This is a genomic window from Flavobacterium omnivorum (assembly GCF_900099915.1).
GTDB classification, from domain to species: domain Bacteria; phylum Bacteroidota; class Bacteroidia; order Flavobacteriales; family Flavobacteriaceae; genus Flavobacterium; species Flavobacterium omnivorum.
On sequence record NZ_FNDB01000021.1, the window covers coordinates 38,424 to 60,811 of the forward strand.

Annotated in this window: 16 protein-coding genes and 1 pseudogene; 5 read left to right on the forward strand and 12 right to left on the reverse strand. The window is 32.8% G+C overall.

The window, feature by feature from the left end; translation table 11 throughout:
• From BLS90_RS14900 to BLS90_RS14925, 6 genes are all read right to left on the reverse strand, one after another.
• The gene (locus tag BLS90_RS14900) at positions 1 to 345 is read right to left on the reverse strand and encodes an Hpt domain-containing protein (protein WP_091259042.1); all 345 of its coding nucleotides are present in this window, start codon (positions 343 to 345) and stop codon (positions 1 to 3) included.
• Positions 345 to 956 carry a fumarylacetoacetate hydrolase family protein gene (locus BLS90_RS14905; RefSeq protein WP_073355159.1) on the reverse strand — a complete coding sequence of 204 codons (612 nt, stop codon included), beginning with the start codon at positions 954 to 956 and terminating at the stop codon, positions 345 to 347. Before BLS90_RS14905 ends, BLS90_RS14900 begins: the two co-directional genes overlap by 1 nt.
• A 34-nt stretch (positions 957 to 990) precedes the next feature.
• Positions 991 to 1,767 carry a 3'-5' exonuclease gene (locus BLS90_RS14910; protein ID WP_066078036.1) on the reverse strand — a complete coding sequence of 259 codons (777 nt, stop codon included), beginning with the start codon at positions 1,765 to 1,767 and terminating at the stop codon, positions 991 to 993.
• Positions 1,768 to 1,914: 147 nt separating this feature from the next.
• Positions 1,915 to 3,216, reverse strand: coding sequence for a dihydrolipoamide acetyltransferase family protein (locus tag BLS90_RS14915; RefSeq protein ID WP_091259044.1), 1,302 nt, complete (start codon positions 3,214 to 3,216; stop codon positions 1,915 to 1,917).
• An 84-nt stretch (positions 3,217 to 3,300) separates the two neighbouring features.
• Entirely contained in the window at positions 3,301 to 4,476 is a 1,176-nt protein-coding gene (locus tag BLS90_RS14920) for a glycosyltransferase family 2 protein (RefSeq protein ID WP_091259046.1), read from the reverse strand.
• A 64-nt stretch (positions 4,477 to 4,540) separates the two neighbouring features.
• On the reverse strand, positions 4,541 to 5,056 hold the full coding sequence (locus BLS90_RS14925; RefSeq protein ID WP_091259047.1) for a cupin domain-containing protein: 516 nt from the start codon (positions 5,054 to 5,056) through the stop codon (positions 4,541 to 4,543).
• Positions 5,057 to 5,429: 373 nt separating this feature from the next.
• Between BLS90_RS14925 and BLS90_RS14930 the strand changes: the two genes are divergently transcribed.
• From BLS90_RS14930 to BLS90_RS17175, 3 genes and pseudogenes are all read left to right on the forward strand, one after another.
• Complete coding sequence (locus tag BLS90_RS14930; protein ID WP_245705124.1) at positions 5,430 to 6,434, forward strand: T9SS C-terminal target domain-containing protein; 1,005 nt, start codon at positions 5,430 to 5,432, stop codon at positions 6,432 to 6,434.
• Between the two features lie 277 nt (positions 6,435 to 6,711).
• On the forward strand, positions 6,712 to 8,115 hold the full coding sequence (locus BLS90_RS14935; RefSeq protein WP_091259049.1) for a site-specific integrase: 1,404 nt from the start codon (positions 6,712 to 6,714) through the stop codon (positions 8,113 to 8,115).
• A gap of 11 nt (positions 8,116 to 8,126) precedes the next feature.
• Positions 8,127 to 8,628: pseudogene (locus tag BLS90_RS17175) on the forward strand (hypothetical protein); the annotation flags it as partial.
• 353 nt (positions 8,629 to 8,981) lie between these two features.
• On the opposite strand, the gene BLS90_RS14940 reads toward BLS90_RS17175, so the two are convergent.
• The 6 genes from BLS90_RS14940 to BLS90_RS14965 are packed head-to-tail and all read right to left on the reverse strand — an operon-like array spanning position 8,982 to position 15,192.
• Entirely contained in the window at positions 8,982 to 9,506 is a 525-nt protein-coding gene (locus BLS90_RS14940; protein WP_091259051.1) for a general secretion pathway protein, read from the reverse strand.
• Position 9,507: 1 nt separating this feature from the next.
• On the reverse strand, positions 9,508 to 10,704 hold the full coding sequence (locus BLS90_RS14945) for a general secretion pathway protein (RefSeq protein WP_091259053.1): 1,197 nt from the start codon (positions 10,702 to 10,704) through the stop codon (positions 9,508 to 9,510).
• Complete coding sequence (locus BLS90_RS14950) at positions 10,704 to 12,857, reverse strand: type II secretion system protein GspD (RefSeq protein WP_091259055.1); 2,154 nt, start codon at positions 12,855 to 12,857, stop codon at positions 10,704 to 10,706. The genes BLS90_RS14945 and BLS90_RS14950 overlap by 1 nt, the downstream gene beginning before the upstream one ends.
• A 36-nt stretch (positions 12,858 to 12,893) precedes the next feature.
• Positions 12,894 to 14,297 (reverse strand): GspE/PulE family protein, encoded by a 1,404-nt coding sequence (locus BLS90_RS14955; protein WP_091259057.1) that lies wholly within the window; start codon positions 14,295 to 14,297, stop codon positions 12,894 to 12,896.
• Positions 14,298 to 14,299: 2 nt separating this feature from the next.
• Positions 14,300 to 14,782: a hypothetical protein gene (locus tag BLS90_RS14960; RefSeq protein WP_091259059.1), complete on the reverse strand. Its 483-nt coding sequence runs from the start codon at positions 14,780 to 14,782 to the stop codon at positions 14,300 to 14,302.
• Positions 14,782 to 15,192 (reverse strand): prepilin-type N-terminal cleavage/methylation domain-containing protein, encoded by a 411-nt coding sequence (locus BLS90_RS14965; protein ID WP_091259061.1) that lies wholly within the window; start codon positions 15,190 to 15,192, stop codon positions 14,782 to 14,784. The genes BLS90_RS14960 and BLS90_RS14965 overlap by 1 nt, the downstream gene beginning before the upstream one ends.
• A 739-nt stretch (positions 15,193 to 15,931) precedes the next feature.
• Here BLS90_RS14965 and BLS90_RS14970 point away from each other — a divergent pair.
• Positions 15,932 to 19,609 (forward strand): DUF5977 domain-containing protein, encoded by a 3,678-nt coding sequence (locus BLS90_RS14970; RefSeq protein WP_091259063.1) that lies wholly within the window; start codon positions 15,932 to 15,934, stop codon positions 19,607 to 19,609.
• Between the two features lie 47 nt (positions 19,610 to 19,656).
• Positions 19,657 to 22,388, forward strand: a 2,732-nt coding sequence (locus BLS90_RS14975; RefSeq protein WP_245705125.1) for a DUF6443 domain-containing protein, incomplete at its 3' end; no start/stop codon positions are given.

The following is a 22,388-nucleotide window of genomic DNA, read 5'->3' on the forward strand; positions in this document are numbered from 1 at the left end:
TTACAAATCAAAGTCTTTTTTGATTTCTTTGACCGCATCATTTACTTGATTTTTCACACTCTTAAAAGTTTCTTTGATGTCTTTCTTTTTCCCTTCGGCTTTGGTCCATGCTTCGATTTGAAGAATCTCTTCAAAAGCTACATTTAAACCCATTAAATCAAGCGTTGGTTTTATCTTGTGCGCATAAGCATAAGCATGCTTGTGGTCTTTCTTTTTTATTCCTTCTTTGATTTGAAGTAAATCTTCTGGAACTTCAGTAACAAACAAAGTTAGAATTTCGTTTACAAATTCTGGATCGTTGTCTGAAAGTGCGTACACTTTTGAAAGGTTGTAATGTATAGCCATTATTTTACTTGTATTCTAAATAATTGTTGTCCCTCTAAAAATCCTTCTAGTACATCATCGGGTTTTACTGCTGCAACCCCTTCCGGAGTTCCTGTAAAGATAATATCACCAATTTTTAACGTAAAAAACTGCGAAACGTATGAAATAAGCTCATCAATTTTCCACAACATAAGACCGGAATTACTCATTTGCACTGTCTTACTGTTATTTGTTAATTCAAAAGTAATATTTTCTAATGAACTAAATTGACTTTTGGGCAAAAATTCACCTAGTACTGCCGAACCGTCAAATGCTTTGGCTTTCTCCCAAGGCAATCCTTTAGCCTTTAACTTATCCTGCAAATCGCGAGCAGTAAAATCGATTCCGACACTAATTTCGTCATAATATTTATGAGCAAACTTAGGTTCGATGTATTTACCGACCTTACTAATTTTGACAATAATTTCAATTTCATGATGCACCTCTTCTGAAAATTCAGGAATCACAAATGGATGTTGCTTCAACAAAACAGCCGAATCCGGCTTCATAAAAACTACGGGCTCCGTAGGCCTTTCGTTATGCAATTCTTCAATATGATTGGTGTAATTTCTACCTATGCAAATAATTTTCATTTCGTGCTTTATTAAATAATGGTTGATTTCAAAATTAGCTAAATTTATTATTCAGTTTTCGAAGTTTGATAGCAGTCAATACTTTTTTAGTATACAAAGGAAAATCAGCGTTTTGAATCCAACTAAAATAACCAGGCTCTGTTTCCAGAATTTTATCTACTTTGATTCCTTTGTGTTTCCCAAAAGCAAAAATCTCTTCATTATCTTTATCAAAAGCAATCATTCCTGCAAAATCAGCAATTTTCTTTCTTGTAGAAAATTCCGAAAGTAGTTTCATGTCATTTTCCAATTCGGGATAGCGATCCAATTGTGCTTTAAGGATTTCATAAGTTGCCATAGTATCCGCCTCCGCAGAATGCGCATTTTCCAATCCTTTATCACAATAAAATTTTAAAGCTGCAGACAACGTTCGTTCTTCCATTTTATGAAAAATAGTCTGAACATCTACTGATACTTTTCCCTTCATATCAAAATCTACTCCAGCACGCAATAATTCTTCCGCCAACAAAGGGATATCAAATCGATCCGAATTAAATCCAGCCAAATCACTATCTTTTATCATATTGTAAACTTGCGCAGCCAACTCATTAAAAGTAGGCTCATTAGCCACTTTTTCATCGGTAATTCCATGAACAGCTGTGGTTTGTGCCGGGATTGGAATCGTTGGATTCACTAACCATGTTTTACTTTCTTTATTTCCGTTTGGAAAAACTTTGAATATTGAGATTTCTACAATTCTATCTTTTCCGATATCTATTCCAGTAGTTTCAAGATCGAAAAAGCAAATTGGTTTATTGAGTTTGAGTTCCATTTTTAATTTTTGTGTGATTACAAATATAGAAATTTGGGATTAATTTTGTTTCACCTTTGACCTTTAAAGTTCTAAAAAACATGACAAAAACAAAAAACCCGACCAATTTATAAAAACGAGTCGGATCTAAAATACTATTATCTATTTTTAAATATCTCTGTTGACGTCAAAAGCTTCTAAATATTCAGCTACGCGTTTTACAAAACTACCTCCTAATGCACCATCTACGACACGATGATCGTAACTGTGCGATAAGAACATTTTTTGGCGAATGCCTATGAAATCACCTTCCGGAGTTTCAATAACTGCTGGCATTTTACGAATAGCTCCCAATGCTAAAATTCCTACTTGTGGTTGATTTAATATTGGTGTACCAAAAACACTTCCAAAAGTACCAACGTTCGTTACGGTGTAAGTTCCACCTTGTGTATCATCTGGTTTTAGTTTTCCTGCCTTTGCACGACCCCCTAAATCATTTACGGCTTTTGCCATACCCACTAGGTTCAATTGATCCGCGTTTTTAATAACAGGAACAATTAAGTTCCCGTTAGGTAACGAAGCCGCCATTCCAAGGTTGATGTTTTTCTTTTTGATAATGAAATCCCCATCTACAGAAATATTCATTCCCGGAAAATCTTTCAGTGCTTTTGCAACTGCTTCCATGAAAATTGGAGTATACGTCAACTTCTCCCCTTCTCTTTTTTCAAAAGCATTTTTATTTTTTTCTCTCCATCTCACAATATTCGTCACATCCACTTCAATAAAGGATTGTACGTGAGCCGAAGTTTGTACCGAAGCGACCATATAACCCGCAATTAATTTGCGCATTCTATCCATCTCAATGATTTCGTCTCCACCACTTACTGATACTGAAGCCGCTTTTTGAGCAACTGGAGCCGCAACTATTTTTTGAACTGCCACAACCGGAGTCGACACAGCTGGCTGATTTGATCTGTTTTTTACGTAATCTAAAATATCATTTTTAGTTACTCTTCCTTCTTTTCCAGTTCCTGAAATTGATTCTAACTCTGCAACAGAAACCCCTTCTTCTTTGGCTATATTTTTGACTAAAGGCGACAAGAATTTTTCAGAATCAGAAAAGTCAACTGGAGCGGCAACACTTTCTTTAGCAGCATCAACAGTTTTTGCAACTTCAGCTACGACTGCAGCAGGTACCGCTTCCTTAACGATTGGTACCAAGTCACCGCCTTCGGTTTCGATTATTGCAATAGTCTGACCTACTTGAACCAGATCATCTTTTCCAAACAATTGTTCGACTAAGATTCCCGAAACTTCGCTTGGCACTTCACTATCTACTTTATCAGTAGCAATTTCAAGTACTGCTTCATCGGCTTCTACTTTGTCTCCAACTTGTTTTAACCAATTTGTAATGGTTGCTTCTGCAACGCTTTCTCCCATTTTAGGAAGTTTTAATTCAAATCTTGCCATATCGTTAACCTAAAAGGTGATTTTGATTTTCAGTTTGCGAAATTACTAAATATTTCAATTATAAATTACATTAAATGCAATTTTTTACTCGATTTTAATAACCTCACCTCTTTCGCTACTATTGTTACTTCCTATTAAAAAATTAGCTTTTTTTGGTATAATTTTAAACGTAAATCCTTTATTCTTTAAAGATTCAAGAATAGCGATGCTTTCTTTAAACGAAAGGAATTCGTTATCCAGAATAATTTCCACTCGGTCTTTATTTTTAATAGAAGACGAATTTACCATTTTTTCTGTTTTTAAATCGTGAAACGACACTTTTTTTTGCAATACAAAGCAGAGTTTATCTGCTAATTTTTCGTTAGATGAAACTAAAAGATAGGAGTTTGGACTGCTTTTTACTTTGGATTTTCCCTGAAACATTTTTACAAAAGAAAAAAATATAATTCCCATTTTCATAAAAACAGAAAAAAATGCGGAGCTAAAACCATCGGAACTAAAATGCTTTTTATAAAAGAAGTTCATTGCCTCTTGAAAACGCTTCATATAAGTCCCATCCTTGATTGTACTTTCGCCTTTGTAGTGAACAACAGTCGTTTCATGAAAATAAAAATTGAATTTCCCTTTTTTAGAAATCATGTAAGACAAATCAATATCATCGGAATACATGAAACAATTTTCATCGAATCCACCTACTTCACAATACAACTCTCTTTTCATGACCATAAAAGCACCAACCAAAATTGCAACTTTTCCAGTTTGATCTCGGTTTAAATGCTGCGCATAATAACTCCCAAAAAGCGGAAACTTAGTAAACAATCGATACAATCCAGTGATTTTGGTAAAAGCCACCCAAGGCGTGGGAACACCCCGCTTACTTTCAGGCAGAAAATTGCCAGTTCCATCAATCAGTTTACAACCTATAATCCCTAAGTCAGATCGTTTATTGGCAAAAGCCAAGACTTTTACAAACGTGTCTTCGGCAACAACGGTGTCAGGATTGAGAATGCAAATGTATTCTCCACAAGCTTCAGCAACAGCGCTATTGTTTGCTTTCGAGAAACCTACATTCTCCTTGTTTTGAATGAGTTTTATATTTGGAAACCGCTGTGTCATCATTTGACAACTATCATCCTGCGAATTATTATCGATGACAATAATCTCGCCCTCCATGTCTTCTAATGCACTTTGAACGCTTAAAACACATTGTTCGAGAAAATAGCGAACGTTATAATTAAGAATAATAACTGATAATTGCATTTTCAAAGATAGATTTTAAGATGTAAAGCCACAATAATTACAAAATAAAATACACGGTTTCTATTTATCGTCCAAAATCATCTTGCAAACGAACAATATCATCCTCATCTGAAGGATTTTCAGCATCAGTGTGTTGCCAAATTTCAGCTACAATTCCCCAAGAATCTAGACCAATTAAACGGTGTCGCTCCCCTTTTTCCAGTTGGATGAAATTTCCGGGTATCAGCTGTTTAATCTTACCTTCTTCATCTGTTAAACTAGTTTTCACTCCTACAACTCCAGAAAGTATCTTCCACAACTCTGCCCTGCGAAAGTGATATTGCCAAGATAAACGTTTGTGAGGCGCAACTACCAGAATCTTTGGACTTAGCTTATTGGTGATTTTAATTGTTTTCAGATCAAGATGCGGAAAAAATGCAGCGGCAAATTCAGGCGCTTGGCTTTCATCAATAACAAAAAAACCTCCCCAAGGTCTTGTCGCATCTTGTTTTTCAATCGTAAAGTTTTCCTTTTTCAAAGCTGCTGCCAGTTGTTCAAAAACAGCTTTTTTTTCTAAAGTATCCGGGACATTAAAACTCATTTTTAGTATTTTAAAATTATAAAAGTGTCAATTTTAATGAGATGCATGCTACCAAAAGTTTCTACAAATACTAAGATTGCTTGCTTACCATGTAAATTCTATCGAAAGATTTTTCACTTCTTTTGAGAGACTCTTCCTTTTTTTTGCCCAAAGTTAAGCATAATTGTGATTTTATTTCCTTCAAAAAACATAGAAACAACATTTGTTGGTCATCTATTGCGGTTAATTGGCATTTCTGTACCACAAATTGTTTTCCTGCATTGTAAGTTATAATTCTTTTTTCGAAAGAAAACGTGCTACTTCAAATTCATGTAAACAAAATCATTCCTTCTCCATTCCTTCTTTAGTCTTGAAAATCGTTTACTTTTGAAAAATGGAAGGAAGTACTAAACCTAATCTAATTGAAGCATTGAGAAAGAGACTCCTATTATTATCGCTACTAACTGCTAGCATTGCTCAATCCCAAATTTCAGGATGTACGGATCCACTTTCTAAGAATTACAATCCAAAAGCTACCACAAATGATGGTAGTTGCCACTATGCTTCGATAAAAATCAAGCCAAAATATTCTGTAAAATTAAATGCAAGACTAAAAGAAACTTCTGGTTTAACACAAAGCGATTCGCTCTTTTGGACCATTAATGACGATACCGATACCGTTCTTTATGGCCTTGATACGATTGGTAGTATTAAAAACAAAATACTGCTTAAAAAAGCATCAAATACAGATTGGGAGGAAATAGCACAAGACAACAACTATTTTTATGTAGGTGATTTTGGAAATAATTCCAGCGGAAACAGAAAAGATCTTCACGTTTTACGAATAGAGAAAGAAACACTTTTAACACCTGTCCAAAAGATTGATACGATTTCGTTTTCCTATTCCAATCAAACTAATTTTAATAAAAAAACGGCTAATACTACAGATTTTGATTGTGAAGCTTTTATTGTTTGCGATGATAGTATTTATCTGTTTACGAAGCAATGGAAGAACAAAAAAACGAGTGTGTATGCCTTACCAAAAACTCCAGGTACTTACATTGCTAAGTTAAAAGAGACTTATAACACCAAAGGACTAATCACTGAGGCAGCCTATTTACCCGAAAAAAAATTACTTGTTTTATCAGGATATAATAGATTTGTATTTCCTTTTATATACCTTTTATACGATTACAAGACAACTCATTTTTTTTCAGGCAATAAAAGAAAGGTCAAAATTGCACTTCCTTTTCATCAAATAGAAGGCATCGCCACTCCAGATGGAATTCATTTTTATTTGACCAATGAAAATTTTGTCAGAAAACCAATAGTCGACGTAACACAGCAATTGCACCAACTGGATTTAAGTCCATTTTTAGGTAATTTTCTTAATCAATAAGTCTTGAAAAGCTTCATATTCAAACAAACTATTCGCAATTAGTCATTTAATAGTTTACTTTTGCCAAAAATTTAGCCTTGTGAATTACTTATCAGTCGAAAATATCTATCATATTCTGCAAACTCACTAAAAACAGCCTTAACCACTGAAAAACAAGACAAAAGTTTAAAAATAAAAAAATAAATCAATCATTAATTATCAGTATATTTCATCTTTTATCATAAAATTAGAGACCTAATTAGAGACCCATTGAATTTAAATTTGTAACTTTGCTCTTATGAAAGCACTGACCTACAGATATAGACTCAAAGCTAAAAGTAAATCTTTGAATGTGCGCACTAGACCTGAATTGGTATTGGCAGAAATCAGCGGAGCATTTGCCAATAAAGTAGATGGTATAGTCAAATACAAAAAATTTCAATACTCTTTAGAGGTATCAGTTTTACCAAAACACTTCGGAATTGTACGCGAAAAAAGAGGTGTGTTTAATTTTGTTTATGATCCAGCCACAGTTAAAGCAAATGAAAAGTATAATAAATTATTTAGAAATAAAATAACCGATTTTGAATCGAATATAGAAACAGCTGCAACCCACTTTAAAAATCAAGAACCAAGCGCTGAAGAAGTTAAAAACTATTTGCTTTCTATTAGCGGTAGAGAAAAAAGAAAACCAGAGGAAACTTTTGCAGTCATAAATTTTCTAAATAGTCATATTACTCATCTGGAAAATCTTATAGGCAGTAGTCGTAAAGATGAAGTTAAAGATACTACCATCAACTCTTATCGAAATCTAAATCCAATAATAAAATTATATCAAGAAGCAAAAAAAATTAAATTAACATTTGAAAAACTCAATGAAGAACTTTATCGAGAAATCTGGGAAGTAGTAAATGATATTAGGACTGGCAAAATCAAAATAGATAGTTTCCAACAAAAACAAAAAAAAGCATTTTCAACAAACACCTTAAAAGCATATCAAACATATTTTATACTACTTTGCAAAGTTGCTAAAAAACAAGAAATCAAAATCCCATTAGACCTTACAGACAAAAATTTAATTAATGTAGCAGAAAAAAATAAGTCTGAAAAAACGGAAGCATTTCTCAAAGAAAAAGATATACTTAAAATAATCGAATATGTACCTACTTCAAAATATTTAGAATTAGCAAAAAACTACATCCTTATAGCTAGCCAAACTGGCATGCGTCTCCAGTCGATGCAAGAAGCAAAAGGACGAACAATTCAAATATGCGATGAGAAAAAAAATATTTTTTACTATATACACACAATTCAAGCTAAAACCCGAACAGAATGTTATACACCTTTATTCGTTACAGCATTAAAAATTATCAAAAAAAATGATGATGCTTTTCCTGATTTTTCCAATATCAGATTGACCAATCTCAATATTAACATCAGAAAAATATTAAAATCAGTTGAAATTGAAAACAGCCATTTGTTTAGCACTCACAACTTGCGAAGTTCTTTTGTTAGTAATCTATCTTTACTAAGAATCTCCGAGAAAGTAATAAGTTATGTCACGCATCCTGCAAAAAAAAGTAGTACTTCAAGCGTACACATTTATGACAGGAGAGATATGCTAGACAAAGCCAAAATGTTTGTTGAAGAAGTCAATTGGGTTAACAAAATTAAATCTTCACAACTTTATACTTTTGATTAAATACCATACATTGTATTGGTAAACAATCAGCTAAGTCTAATACACTATCCATAAAGTTAAATTTGGATTAAGAAAAGCACTTTTCATTTGCTTTAAAATGGCTACAATCTTAAAAACTCTTTACGCATCTCGAATGGATGTTCGATTTGGAGTTCAATAAAAAATGGTAAAAGTAGTTAATCATTGTGTAAAATATTCGATCCACACATTGATAAAGAAAAAAAATCATTATCAACAAATGGAAAGGACATAATCCAATTGCTAAAGATTGATTTGATACAAATATTAATCGATGAAGGCGAGCAATTCAGAGCTTTTCATGATGATTTATCAGGTTAAATCTTGGATGAGAACGACCTATTCTTGGGTAAGTGAAATAGTATTAATAGATGTTTTTCCTAGCTTCGTTACCGAATTAACCGTATCCAGAGCAAAGACAGAACATTTAACAATTTAATCAAAAGGATGGTAAAGCCCAATAATATTTATCATAGAGAAATAATACACGGTTAGATACCGACCTCAATAAATTTTTTACGAATTGTTGAATAAATCTGTCCTAATTTTCAGTCTTTTAGTCTGGATAATTATATGTCCAAAAGCGCTTCGAATGTAATTTAAACATAATGATTATTAGACTTTAAATAAATTTCCTAAAAGGTATTTCTTTCTGTTTTTGTCATGTATGCAACTACTATTTCAACCCTTTATTCGCATATTTAACTAACAACAAACATTAATAAAACTATAAAAGGATGTGTATTCAATGACATAAAAAAATCTGCTACGCAAAAAAAGGAAGTCACTTCTGTTATTCTAAATTAGCTTCATTACCTTGTACAATACAGATACAAAATGGTCCGGTTTCAATTACCTCCCTTATTCTTCTGCATAATCACCTCAACAAACAATTGGTCCACATTGGTTTTATAATTCCTTTTTTTTCTGAAATTTAAATGCTTAATACTACCAAGAGCAGGATTGTTCTCCATTTTGTTTAGCAATGCCACGCAGCCATTAAAAGAACCTTCTAACGAAAAAATATAGCTTGTGGCAGTAAACCCTTTTTCGGTTGTAATATGAGGTTCTTTAAAGTCTATAATTTTCAAATGAGAGGAATCGCAGTAGATACTAAGTTGTTTTAATAAATCATTTTGAAAAGATTCCGAAGCGGTTATGTTATAATGAGCTAACAGTGAGTCTAATTGTTTTTCCTTTTGGTGAAGTTGATGTGCTAATCTTGGACTACTATTGTTATTATTTAACATTTCATTTTTAGAATGGTACTCTTTAAAATAAGTTATCGTATTAGAAATAGCGAAAGAATAACAGAAGTAGAGTGCCACGAGAAAACCTAGAAGTAAAAATTTATTTTTTCTGTTGAGTCTCATTTTATTTTAATTTTAATTTGATAGAAAATTCAGTCTCATTCTGCTCATTTTTTCCAAAATGAGTAATTACAACTAGATTAACCTCTTTCAATAGATCAATTGTTTTAACCCAACGGGTAAAAGCAGTATTATCAATAGTTGTCCCGGAAATTATTACTGTTTTTTCTTGAGTTAGAATAGGTTCCTCTATTTTTATCTTTTTTTCTAAGGGATGGTACACCAGTTCCGTCAGCAAAATAGACTGTGGAATGCTCTTTGTAATTTCATTAATGACAAGCGAACTTTGCGAAGCGGTTATCGCCATCACATTTTTTATTTTTTGTTCTTTAACTTGAATATTTTCTTTCGTTTTAATCACATCTTCGACTGAGGATTTACTCAACAAAAGACTTTCGGAAGATTCTTCGGCTAGTTTAAAATAATGCGTAAAGACGAAAAAGTTGATTAACAATATAGTGACTAATATCCCGAGCATTATCTTTAATCCTTTTGAAAAGAAACTTTGCTGCTTATAACTTCCAAGAAGATAGTTACTATGAGCGATCAGATTTCCTGTATTTTCAGTGCGATTAAGCAATAAACGCAAGATGCCTGCAAAAGCTAATATATGACAGTTTTGAACAAGCAGTCCATTTATGTCATAAGTTGATTCTAAATCTATTATACTTGAGGTAATAATTGAGGTCTCTTCACTCCAAGAAATAGTCTGATGATTCGTTAGCAATTCATTTCGCTCTGAATAGTTCATTAATTCAACAATGGAACAGGCACCTAGGCTGATTCCGGCAATTCCAATACCTTGCTTGTGATAATTGAAAAGCAATTCGTCCACATAGATTTTTCTGCTAATAACAACAATGGATTTTGTCTTCAGTCTCCAAATTTCAAAATAGAATTCATCCCAATTGGTATTAGGAAATCCTTTTTGAAGTAGTTTTTCATCTTGAGATTCTATTCCCAACAATTCTTTTTGGATAACCTGATTGGTATTAATAATAAGAACAAAAGGAAGGGTTTTGTCCCATTTATCAGGTAGCGTTTCACAATAGGAGACTTTATCTTTTTTACTAATTACTAAAGCTGCTTTTTCCTTTTCAATCAACAAAACAGAAATCATTTCCTTATTATTTAAAGAAAAATGCTCGATACCAATATATCGTTTTCCAAGTAATATATCATTTAAATAAGGTAGCTTCATTAGTAAATAACGGTAGGTTTAATTAATACAGTTAATTTTTTCTTGGAATCTTCACGCCTTCTAGAACTAAACAACCACTTTATTACTGGTATCCGCGCTAATATTGGAACACCCGAACCCGAATCATCTTTAACCGATTCTTCAAGTCCTCCCAGAACTATTATGTCTTGATCTTTCACTCGAATAATCGAAGTAAATTCTCTAGAGTTGATTCCCGGAGGAGCATTTGCATCTACTTTTTGACCGTTAAAACTAGATTGAATTACTTTAATATCCATTGTTATTTGTCCATCACCTGAAACTAAAGGCATAATCGTTAAAGAAAGTTCAGCATCAATAGGTTGGTAGTTTTTAACTTCCGAAGCTTGTGGGATTTGGGAACCATAAAAATTCTGGTTCGTGACAACGTAATAGGTGGTCTCACCAATGGATAAATACGCTTTATGTCCATTCAATGTTGACAATCTTGGAGAGGACCGTATTTTTAAATTTCCATTGCTTTCCATTGCTTTAAGACTCAAATAAAAATTCGGGACTACACTTCCAACATTTAAAGATCCAAATCCACCAAAACCATTAATGATTTTGTTAATGGTTTGAGCACCAAGATTAATGTCGACGCTAGGAAATACAGCTCCACTGGTTGTTACTGGTTTATTTCCAATTCCCGCACTTATTCCTGTTTCTACAATCGCACTCTTATTAACTTCCAATAACATCACCTCAATAAGTATAACTGGAACAGCTTTGTCAATGAATTTAATAAAAGATTCAAAACGAGCTATATTTGCCGCTGGACCATTCACCAGAAAACCATTTAATTCTTTGTCAATCTTAATATCTAAATCTTTTTTTATTTCATCGGGAATAATAGACAATATAGATTCTGAGGTAGTACTGCTGGCAACAGAACTATTGCTTTGAAATTGATTGTTTGATCCGTTTTTAGGCTCAGATAAATTAGTGTTATAATTAGAATAACTATTATTGTTATTCAATCTTCCAGCGCTCCTACCCTCTTTTAAAGGATCACTTAATAGCTCTATGGAGCGATGCATCAATGGAATTGACTTTATATTCCTGACAACTAACTGGTTTTTGGTGCCAAAATAATAAATTTCGTCATTTTTCATATAAGTATACGTATCACCCGTTGAAGCTACACTATAGTTAGTACTGCTATTAAATTGGGCAGGTGATGAATTATTTGAGAGTAAAGCACCCTCCATTTTAGTTTCAAACAATTTGTTCAATAAGGCATCAAAGGAAATGTTTTTGGCCTTAACAGTAGCATTACCAATACTTTCCAAGGGGCTTGATATAAACATATCGATATCTAAATCATGGCCAATATCATAAATAATACTAGAAATGGGTGTGTTCTCGAAATCGACGTTCAATATTTTTTTATCGGCATCAACCACTGTAAAAAAAAAGTTTGATTTTCTGGAACGCAGTGGTTTAAATTGTCGAACATTTGTAATGCTTTTATCTGCATTATTCTCAGGGGAATAAATCCCCTCTAATTGATCAAATACATAGAAGTTATCTCTGGATTTCGAAGTACTAAGATTATTGGCATAAGCTAATTTATTTAATGCGGCATCAAATGGCATATTTTTGATATAAATAGTCAACATTTGTTTTTCCAAGCCTGGGGCAAAAACTAAATTTTTCCCACTTACATCCATTATTTTTTTGAAAACATCATATAATTTATCTTCTTTTAAATCAAGAGAAAGCAAATTATCAGAAGCATCATATGTTACATCAATTAATTTTTCAACAGGCATCTTCATTGGCTTTTCATACGATTTAACAGATAGTATATTACCCGTAAAATCAATCGAAAGACTATGTTCCTTGCATAGAAAAACCAATAAATCCCCAACCGTCACATCAGTAAAATTATTGACAATATTTATTTGTCCTAATTCTGGAGCAACGCTGATGTTTACTTTATGCACCTCAGACACCGCCAATAAAAAACTGGAAAGCGAAGCCTCTTTAATGTTTATATTCACTTTTTCAGTTAAACCAGGTGCATCGGCACTAATGGCTTCAATATTATTTTTAAGCTGTTGAATTCTGTTTTCCTGAGAAAAAGAAAACTGGAAAATAAATAGTAAGAGGAGAGTTGATATTTTTTTCATGAACGGTATTAAATTGGATGGCTAATATAGTTTTTATTAAAGAAGTAAAGAAAAGACTTCTTCAATAGACGTAATTCCTTTTTTTATTAGTGACAAAGCATTTTTTTTCAAGGTAAATATTTCTTTTTCTTCGATATAATGATCAATTGCTAACTGATTGTTTTTAATCAAAGTAGAAAGTTCGGTATCAATAGGAAGAATTTCATAAATGGCTTTTCTTCCTGAATATCCTGTATGATAACACTGCTGACAACCTCTAGCTTCATAATGCTTTTGCAAATCTTCGGGTATTTCAAATCCCGTTGGGAATAATGCAGAGCTGACATCTTGCTCCGATTTGCAATGGATACAGAGTCTACGAACTAAACGTTGAGCAACACTAACATTGAGTGTGCTTGCGATCAGGAAAGATGGAATCCCCATATCTATTAGTCGAGATACCGTAGCCCAGGCAGAATTGGTATGAATCGTGGACAAAACAAGATGTCCAGTCAATGCAGCTCTAATAGCCATATTAGCAGTATTTACATCACGTATTTCACCTACCATAATAATATCAGGATCCTGCCGTAAAAAAGCACGGAGGGTTGTAGCAAAGTCTAAACCGATATTTTCGCGTAATTGCACTTGATTGATGCCTTCAAGCGTATATTCTATTGGGTCTTCAACCGTCAATATATTCGTGTTGGGCAAGTTTAGCTTTTTTAAAGTGGCGTACAAGGTCGTTGTCTTCCCTGAACCAGTGGGCCCTGAAATAAGAACGATACCATTTGGTTTCTTGATATTTTCTAGATAAGTAATTAATTCGTTTTCTGTAAAACCGAGTGAGTTAATATCGATATGGCCCGTGTCCTTGCTTAAAATACGCAAAACTGCCTTTTCTCCGTGCAGAGTAGGCAAAATAGACACCCGAATATCAAAATCTTTTGTATTGGTTTGCATAGTGATACGGCCATCTTGTGGTAATCTTTTTTCCGAGATGTCCAATTGTGCTCGAATCTTGATTTTATTAATAAGAATAGGATACTCATCAATAGCAATATTGAACTGTTCTTTCAGCTTTCCGTCGAGTCTACAGCGAACTCTTGCATTCTTTTCATAAGGTTCAAAATGAATATCACTACTCCCAATTTCCTTGGCATTAATCACGATTTTTTCCAAAAAATCAACAGTGTAATGGATTTCGCTGATACTATCAGATTGGGTTTGTCTGTAATTCGTACTCAAATAACAATTGATATTCTCAGTAGAATCAGACACTATTTCAATATTAGTGTTCCATAAAATCGTCAATTCCATTTGTATTTGTTGCAATTCCGGGTGATCCGTTTTTAGAACAGTCACTCCTTGTTGCTGGGCGATAGGAATAATACGGTAATGGAAGGCTTGTTCTGGAGTGACCAGTTGTTGTATAGAAAAGGGGAGGTTGAAATCATTCATAATTAGTAAGCATATAAGGAATAATCCTTAGTAAAAAAGAGGACCGCATACACCATTCCAAAAAACAACGCCATGTGACCAGCCAACGGTACTGTCACAACATTTTTTTTTGGATTAAGGACTAAATGAATAGCTAAGGAAAAAAGTAACGAAAATACAAAAAGTATAAAAAATGAAATAGGAGCAAAAGCGAAAGACATTGCAATAAATAAAAGAACGTCTCCAAGACCTATGGACTCATTAATCAACCTTTTTTTGAATCGAATTTTCGAATACAGAGCGGCAAAAAGCAATAAGACACTTATAAAAATAAGATTGCTGAAGCTATTTAAAAGCACGGTGTAAATTGGATTTTGTATCATTTGAATACCCAATACAAACAAGCCTACCAACGCATATAAAAACCAGTAGACACTTCTATCTTTATAATCCTGAATGGTGATTAATGCGAGGGTAATCCAATTTAATATGAGTAAAATAATCATTAGTCGCTAGTAGTTTGTTTAGGTGTTCCATTTTGATCTATTTCCCAAACATTAAAAACTCCGTTTCCATTAAAGTCTGTCAAAGCAGTGGCTTTTACCTTAAAGTCACTTGTATTGGCTTGAATGATTTCATAAGTGTAATTTGCACTGCCATTTTCTTTGACTGTTTTAGGGATTTCAAAGTCAATTTCAGCAAAGTTAGCACTATACTTAGAATACATAAAAAAATATTGCTTCTCTGCATTGTATATGGCTTTGAGTTGTACTTGTGCTTCTACACTTTTAGCTTTGGTAATGAGCGGCATCAAATTAGGTAGGGCAATAAGCAATAAAATACCTATGATGGCCAAAACGATTAGCATTTCCTGTAGGTTGAAAGAGGTGATCTTGGTCTCTGATGTTGTATTCATTGTAATAGCGAATTGGTTTACAAATATATATAAATCTCACTAAAATAAAGTACAATTTAGTTTGTTAAATTTGTTAATTTGCGTTAATATTGCATAAAAAGTATTACTTATATTACTTTAATTAAAGTTATGTAATGGTTTTAATGCTTAACAATTGTAGCGTTAATAGAAAAAAAAATGGCAGATGAAACCAACCAAACGGAATATATTTTTAAGCAATTAAGCAAGAAATATAGTAAAGAGGTTCCGTAGTTATCCAAAGTATTGACTACTGTATTAGAGTTCTTTGTTATTCTATTGCGGGGGTTTTAGCAGCGATATTGTTTGTAGCGATGTACTAGCCCATTTTTCAGTTAATTCTTGTTGAAAATTAGAAAATAACGTTTGTTTAGTATTTTATTTTTCTAGTTTTTCATTAAAATTTATTTTGTTAATTATTGTTGATGATTAATGCATCATAATATTAGTACTTTTTTAATTATACCATTTTTTTATTTTAGTAAGAATAATAATACTTTTTAATAAAAAAGGTTAAATTAGTATAGGACCTTAGCAAATCCTGCTTGCTTAGATAAAAACTGAAAATTAAAATATGATTTCTAATTTGGCATAGAATTTTTTTATAATTCAAATCGAAGGTAATTAAAAAATATTTACCTCAAAGCGAAGTGAACAATCCCAAACAATTTAGATAATATCTCATAAAGTATTCACATTATAAAACTAAAAAACAATAGAAATGAAAATTATAAAACCAATATTGCTTACATTATTAAATTTGTTTTGTTTAAATGTATTTAGTCAAACACTAGAGCAAACGAAAACTTTTACATCAAATGTTAAATCACCAAATGTTTCTGATTTTACAAGGTATGGTAATATTTCTACAAAGTTATATACCGGCGAATTAGATGTAGCAATACCTTTGTTGTCAGTGCCAATAAATAATCAAAATCCAATAGATGTTTCGCTGGCTTATAATGCCTCTGGCTTCGTGCCGAACAAACGGTCCGGAATTGTAGGTTTAAACTGGACTTTTATAGGAAATGGTGCTATAACAAGAGAAGTTAGAGGTGTACCCGATGATCATATGGGATCACCAGAAACTTTAGGGGGTCAATATGGAGAGTATGCACATGGTTTTATGGTAGGTATGAATTATTTGAAAAATGTGGGGGCTCAATTGCCTAATGGGGTTGTTTTTTCAACACCTCCCTTTGCTTATGCTGCATTAAATAATCTTGACGATTTATATTATTCGGTTCGTTACAACGGACCAAATAATGATTATACAAAAGCTTTTGAAACAACTCCAGATATTTTTTCATTTAATGTTAATGGTATTTCTGGTAAATTTTTTATGGGTAGTGATGGTAAAATTAAAGTAATGAGCAATAATCCTGGAATAATATCAATTGATATAACAAATTTTAATTTTCAGCCATATACTAAATATTGTGCTCCTATGAATAATTCAGAAATTAAGATAATTGATGAAAGGGGGAATAAATACTATTTTGGTGGCGAATCAAGTTGTTTGGAGTATACATTACAATTTAGTAATGACAGTGGCAGGAGGCCAATAATAAATACATGGTTTTTAAAGAAAATTGAATATTACAACAATGAAATAATACAATACAATTATAAAAATGATTTTATTAATAGTGAAAGTAATTTTTGCGAAAAAAATCTAGGGTTTTGGAAGCTTTCCGATTTAAACTTAGCAAGCAAAAAAAATTTCGTTCAACTTAATGAATATGCCAATGATACTAGAGAAAGTGTTAATTCATTAACAGAAACTACTGGTTCAATGTCTGATTTTACAATGTCTGTTGAATATGGAACTGGCTTCTCAAATATTTTTACACTAAATAAAGTTGCTATTTTAGATAATATTCAAGCCAGTAATTTTAAAATTGAATTCAAGTATTCTGATCAAGATTTTGTCTTTAACAACAAGAGTTTGATAACAGCATTTCCTAAAAACCACAAAGAAGCAAAACTAGACTCAATTATACTTAAAAATAATTCTGGTTCAATAATAAATAAAATTGTTTTTGAGTATCTAACGAAAGGAGGTACGAATAGTGAAAATTCTTACCCTAGACTATTTCTTGATAAAATAAACGAAAGAGGGAAAGAGCCTTATCAATTTCAATATTATTTAGAATCTAATCAAATATTACCAAGCCCTTCTACATGTGCTGTAGACTATTGGGGGTACTATAATGGAAAATTAACTAATGATCCTCCAGCATACGGTTTACCCAAGATTATTCCATTAACTAACTATGATAATAATGGAGATTTTACCTATATTGAAGACATCAGGGAGCCAGACATCAATTTTTCTAAAATAGGACAATTAAAAAAAATTATATACCCTACAAAGGGGTATTCAGAGTTTGAATATGAGGCTCATACCTATTCTAAAAGGCTTGAAAGAAGATTTGAGGGTAATTTTTTGCCCAAACTTTATAATGTTTTAGGTACATCAGGGGGAACAAGAATACAGAAAGTATTTGCTTTTGATGGTTTAGAAACAACTAATATCAAAGAATACAAATATAATCCATTGAATTCCAATGCATCAAGTGGAATATTGATGCAATGGCCTAGGTATATATTAAAATTTAGATCATTAACTAATAATTCATTGTCAAGTACAGGTTTCCTTAGTACTCAGACAATCAATGTAACTAATATTACTGATAGGGGATTTATTCAGTCTTCGACATTAAGTATTAACACTTTAGAAAATGCGAACATCCATTATGCTTCAGTACAAGAAAAAACTAATGGGAACGGTCTTATACTGCATAAATTTAAAAACTATGAGAACTATCCAGATACCCAAGATACTCAAATAGAAAAAATAACTAATGGTACATATACTCCTGAATTAATAGTTAAAAATCTAAAACTGTTGTATAATGATACGAGTTTTGAAAGAGGAAAATTGGAGAGTAAACTTATATTTAATTCGTTTGGATATCCAGTTCAATCGGAGAGTTATGTTTATAATAATGATCCAGGCCGTTATCTTCTCAACACACAATCTATTAATCATTCTTATGCTTGGGCTCAATCCTTAAAACATTATTTTTATAACGATTTTTTAACACAAAAAATTATAACTCAGCATACGCCCGCAGGCGATTTAACTACAACTGAAAAATTTATTTATACTTCAGCACCAAATTATTCGACTTCAATGTCAAATCAGGATGTTTTAAGTAAAACTAATTTTGTTTCAAGTGTAAATAATGAATTAGTAGAAACTGAATATAAATATCCTTGGGATATATACACTGCAGGCTCTATTGATTATATAAATTTTAAAGATGCAAATATTTATTCATCTCTAAGAGAAAATCAGTACAGAAACGGCTCCAAACTTTCTGAAAAATTCTCTTTTTTAGGAAAAGATGCATCGACAAATAATAAATTAAAGGTAAAAAATAGTTATTTTGCAAAATTTCCAAATACATTACCTTCTTTACCCAACATTGGGAATTTAGAAAAAAATGTTACCTACGATCAATATGATAATAAAGGTAATATCATGCAATATACACCTGAAGGCGGTACTCCTATTTCTATAATTTGGGGTTACAATAAAACACTACCTATTGCAAAAATAGAGAATGCAACTAGTACACAAATAGCAACAGCATTAGTTGTAAGTGATTTGAGTTCGCTTAATGAGACTAATTTAACAGCAATTAACAGTCTGCGAATTAACAGTACTCTTCCTGATGCTATGATCACTACCTATACTCATATCCCATTAGTTGGAGTGAGTACCATTACAGATCCTAAAGGACTAAAAACCACATATGAATATGATTCTTTCAACAGACTACAGTGGGTTCAAGATCATGAGGGCAATGTTTTGCAAAAATATTGCTACAACTACAAAGGACAACAAGTAAATTGTAAGGAAGTAGTCTATAAAAATATAGCCAAGAGTAGCCCTTTAACTAGGAATAATTGTGGTGCAGGTTTTACAGGAAGTCCCGTGACATATAATGTAGCTGCAGGAGTATATTCATCATCAGTTTCTCAAATTGAAGCAGATAATCAAGCACAAAATGATGTAAATGTAAATGGTCAGAACTATGCTGATGCTAACGGTACTTGTTTACAGCAAACACCTGCCTCTTTTTCTTTTGATTATTATGATTATGACCCGATAGGCAAACAGCAAAGAATCAATGTTTACGCTTCCTCCACAATTCATAATGGAGCAACTTTTACTTTTAGGATACTTTATTCAAATTATGCTGGACAAGTACGTAACATTTCTAGTGTTATAACTTTGGGTGCTGGAGAAACAATTAAAAATACTAACGTATCCATATCAGCTGAAGAAATTGTGGATGTACAACTCCTTAGTTTAGTTCAAAACTAAGAATAATTTCATGAAATATTTATTCTATATATAAAAGCTAAAACCGAATGAAAAAATATATTTATCTATTAATAATCCTATTGCTTTCTCAGATACAAATGTATTGTCAAACTTTAAGCAGTGAGAATTTCATCTACAGCGAGGTGCCTCAAAAGCCAGTGCAAAAATCAAATTATGGTAATTTGTCTGCATTAGAAAAACAAAAAAGTATTACATATTTTGATGGACTAGGTCGTCCTATGCAGACTATTGCTATTGGACAAGGCGGAAATGGAGAGGATATCATCACTCCAATTATTTACGATGGTTTTGGTAGACAAGACAAGGATTACTTGCCTTATACTGCTGTTAGTGATGGAACATATCGTATGAATGCAGTGTCAGATATTGCTACTTTTTATGATAACACTAAATATGATGCAGATTTTCCTAATTTGACTACTGCTGATATTAATCCTTATTCCCAAAAGCAATTTGAACCATCTCCGCTAAACAGAGTACAGAAGCAAGCGGCACCCGGAAATGATTGGGCAATGGCAAACAACCATACCATCAAACTGGAGTATCAGACCAATATAGCTGGTGAAGTCAAACTATATCTCGTTGCCCTTTCTTTTGCGAACAACACCTATACTCCATCACTATCAGTAAATACTGTCAATAATGGATTTTACTCTCCTAACGAACTTTACAAAACCATTACTAAAGACGAAAACTGGACAAGTGGAAAAAATAATACTACTGAAGAATTTAAAGATAAAGAAGGACGTGTAATTTTAAAAAGAACGTATTCTAATTACACTAATACCCTTGGTGTAATTACTGCAACCGAAGTGTCCCACGACACTTATTATATTTATGACATCTATGGTAATTTGACCTATGTAATCCCGCCATTGGCCAATGGAGCCTTTGAAGCTACCACACTAAGCAACCTATGCTACCAGTACAAATACGATTACCGTAACCGCTTGGTAGAAAAGAAACTACCTGGTAAACAATGGGAGTATATTGTATATGACAAATTAGATAGAGTGGTAGCCACAGGCCCTGCTTTATCGCCATTTAATGATCTTGGACAAACGAATGGCTGGATGATTATCAAATACGATGTCTTTAATCGCCCTGTCCTTACAGCATGGATGCAAGCAGCTGTCTCCTCAGCTGATAGAACAGCATTGCAAAATAGTCACAATGCCATCACTACTACTTTTAGCGAAACCAAAAATGCGAGCACAGATACTATGATCAATGGTGTTTCTTTTAGATATAGCAATGTTGCTTGGCCAACATCAGGGTATCATGTTTTGACGGTTTCTTATTTTGATGATTACAATTACCTTAATGCCCCAGCTATACCTGCAACCATTGAGACGCAAGACGTTTATTATAACAATAAAGTAAAACCCAAAGGCCTGCCAACGGGTTCTTGGACACGTGTATTACAAGCGAGTACACAATATGCCAATGAGTTGGCATACTCCTTGTATGATTTAAAAGGCAGACCTATCCGAAGCTATACGAGCAACTTTTTAGAAGGCTATACCTATATTGATAGTAAGCTTGATTTTACAGGTAAGCCAGAATATAATACTACTTACCATAAAAGACTCTTTAGTGATAGTGAATTGATGATAAAAGAAGTCTTTACCTATTCGCCACAAGGCAGGTTGCTGACTCAAAACCACCAAATTGGAACATTAACTGCTGAGTTGCTGGTTAGTAATGAATACGACGAATTAGGACAACTCAAAGCAAAAGAAGTAGGAGCAAAAACCCAAAAAATAGACTATAGTTATAACATCCGAGGATGGTTGACAGAGATCAATAAGGTTGCGGCCTTGCAGCAAGGAACTGATCCGAAAGATTTATTTGCTTTTAAGATCAATTATAATATTTTATCAAGTGGAATTGAAGGGGTAAGTGCACTTTATAACGGAAACATAGCCGAAACCCATTGGACGACAAGTACTGATAACGTATTGAGAACTTACGGATATAAATACGACGCTATTAACCGCTTGAGCGAAGCCTTGTACAAAAAAGGGAGTGTGGTAAATGCTTATGATGAAAAGCTTACCTATGATGCCAATGGCAACATAAAAACACTTTTACGTTATGGAAGTTTAAATGACGCCACACCTGTTTTAATTGATGATCTTGCCTATGATTATAAGTCTACGGCAAGTAATCAATTGATGAAAGTTACAGATGTAAAAGTGAACAATGGCAGTTTTATAAATGAGTTTAAAGACAGTGCTTCAAATACTGTAAATGATTATGACTATGATGCCAATGGTAATATGATCAAGGACAACAATAAAAACATTACAGCCATAACCTACAACCACCTGAACTTACCTACCAAAATTACATTTAGCACTAAAGGTTCTCCATATATTAATTACATTTATAATTCAATTGGAAAAAAATTACAAAAAACAATACACACTTATAATTCAACAACTCAAACCACAACAACTGTAGATACTTATTATCTAGATGGATTTCAATACAAAAGAACATTTTCATCCTCTCCTACTAGTAAGACTATTGCTGTGACAAATTTAGAGTTTTTACCTACTGCCGAAGGCTATATAGAACCTACTGGAAGTTCTTACAAATATGTGTACCAGTACAAAGATCATCTAGGCAACATACGTGTAAGCTATGACAAGAGCTTAACAATACAAGAGGAAAATAACTATTACCCTTTTGGATTGAAACACGCTGGCTACGGTAATACAATATCTTCTACTAATGGTGCGTTAAAGTATAA

What these genes read in the sequence shown, in the direction of transcription:
- BLS90_RS14930 (WP_245705124.1), top strand. Translation starts at nt 5,430, where the DNA reads ATGGAAGGAAGTACTAAACCTAATCTAATTGAAGCATTGAGAAAGAGA.
- BLS90_RS14935 (WP_091259049.1), top strand. Translation starts at nt 6,712, where the DNA reads ATGAAAGCACTGACCTACAGATATAGACTCAAAGCTAAAAGTAAATCT.
- BLS90_RS14905 (WP_073355159.1), bottom strand. Translation starts at nt 956, where the DNA reads ATGAAAATTATTTGCATAGGTAGAAATTACACCAATCATATTGAAGAA.
- BLS90_RS14940 (WP_091259051.1), bottom strand. Translation starts at nt 9,506, where the DNA reads ATGAGACTCAACAGAAAAAATAAATTTTTACTTCTAGGTTTTCTCGTG.
- BLS90_RS14920 (WP_091259046.1), bottom strand. Translation starts at nt 4,476, where the DNA reads ATGCAATTATCAGTTATTATTCTTAATTATAACGTTCGCTATTTTCTC.
- BLS90_RS14925 (WP_091259047.1), bottom strand. Translation starts at nt 5,056, where the DNA reads ATGAGTTTTAATGTCCCGGATACTTTAGAAAAAAAAGCTGTTTTTGAA.
- BLS90_RS14915 (WP_091259044.1), bottom strand. Translation starts at nt 3,216, where the DNA reads ATGGCAAGATTTGAATTAAAACTTCCTAAAATGGGAGAAAGCGTTGCA.
- BLS90_RS14965 (WP_091259061.1), bottom strand. Translation starts at nt 15,192, where the DNA reads ATGAATACAACATCAGAGACCAAGATCACCTCTTTCAACCTACAGGAA.
- BLS90_RS14955 (WP_091259057.1), bottom strand. Translation starts at nt 14,297, where the DNA reads ATGAATGATTTCAACCTCCCCTTTTCTATACAACAACTGGTCACTCCA.
- BLS90_RS14970 (WP_091259063.1), top strand. Translation starts at nt 15,932, where the DNA reads ATGAAAATTATAAAACCAATATTGCTTACATTATTAAATTTGTTTTGT.
- BLS90_RS14900 (WP_091259042.1), bottom strand. Translation starts at nt 345, where the DNA reads ATGGCTATACATTACAACCTTTCAAAAGTGTACGCACTTTCAGACAAC.
- BLS90_RS14950 (WP_091259055.1), bottom strand. Translation starts at nt 12,857, where the DNA reads ATGAAAAAAATATCAACTCTCCTCTTACTATTTATTTTCCAGTTTTCT.
- BLS90_RS14960 (WP_091259059.1), bottom strand. Translation starts at nt 14,782, where the DNA reads ATGATTATTTTACTCATATTAAATTGGATTACCCTCGCATTAATCACC.
- BLS90_RS14945 (WP_091259053.1), bottom strand. Translation starts at nt 10,704, where the DNA reads ATGAAGCTACCTTATTTAAATGATATATTACTTGGAAAACGATATATT.
- BLS90_RS14910 (WP_066078036.1), bottom strand. Translation starts at nt 1,767, where the DNA reads ATGGAACTCAAACTCAATAAACCAATTTGCTTTTTCGATCTTGAAACT.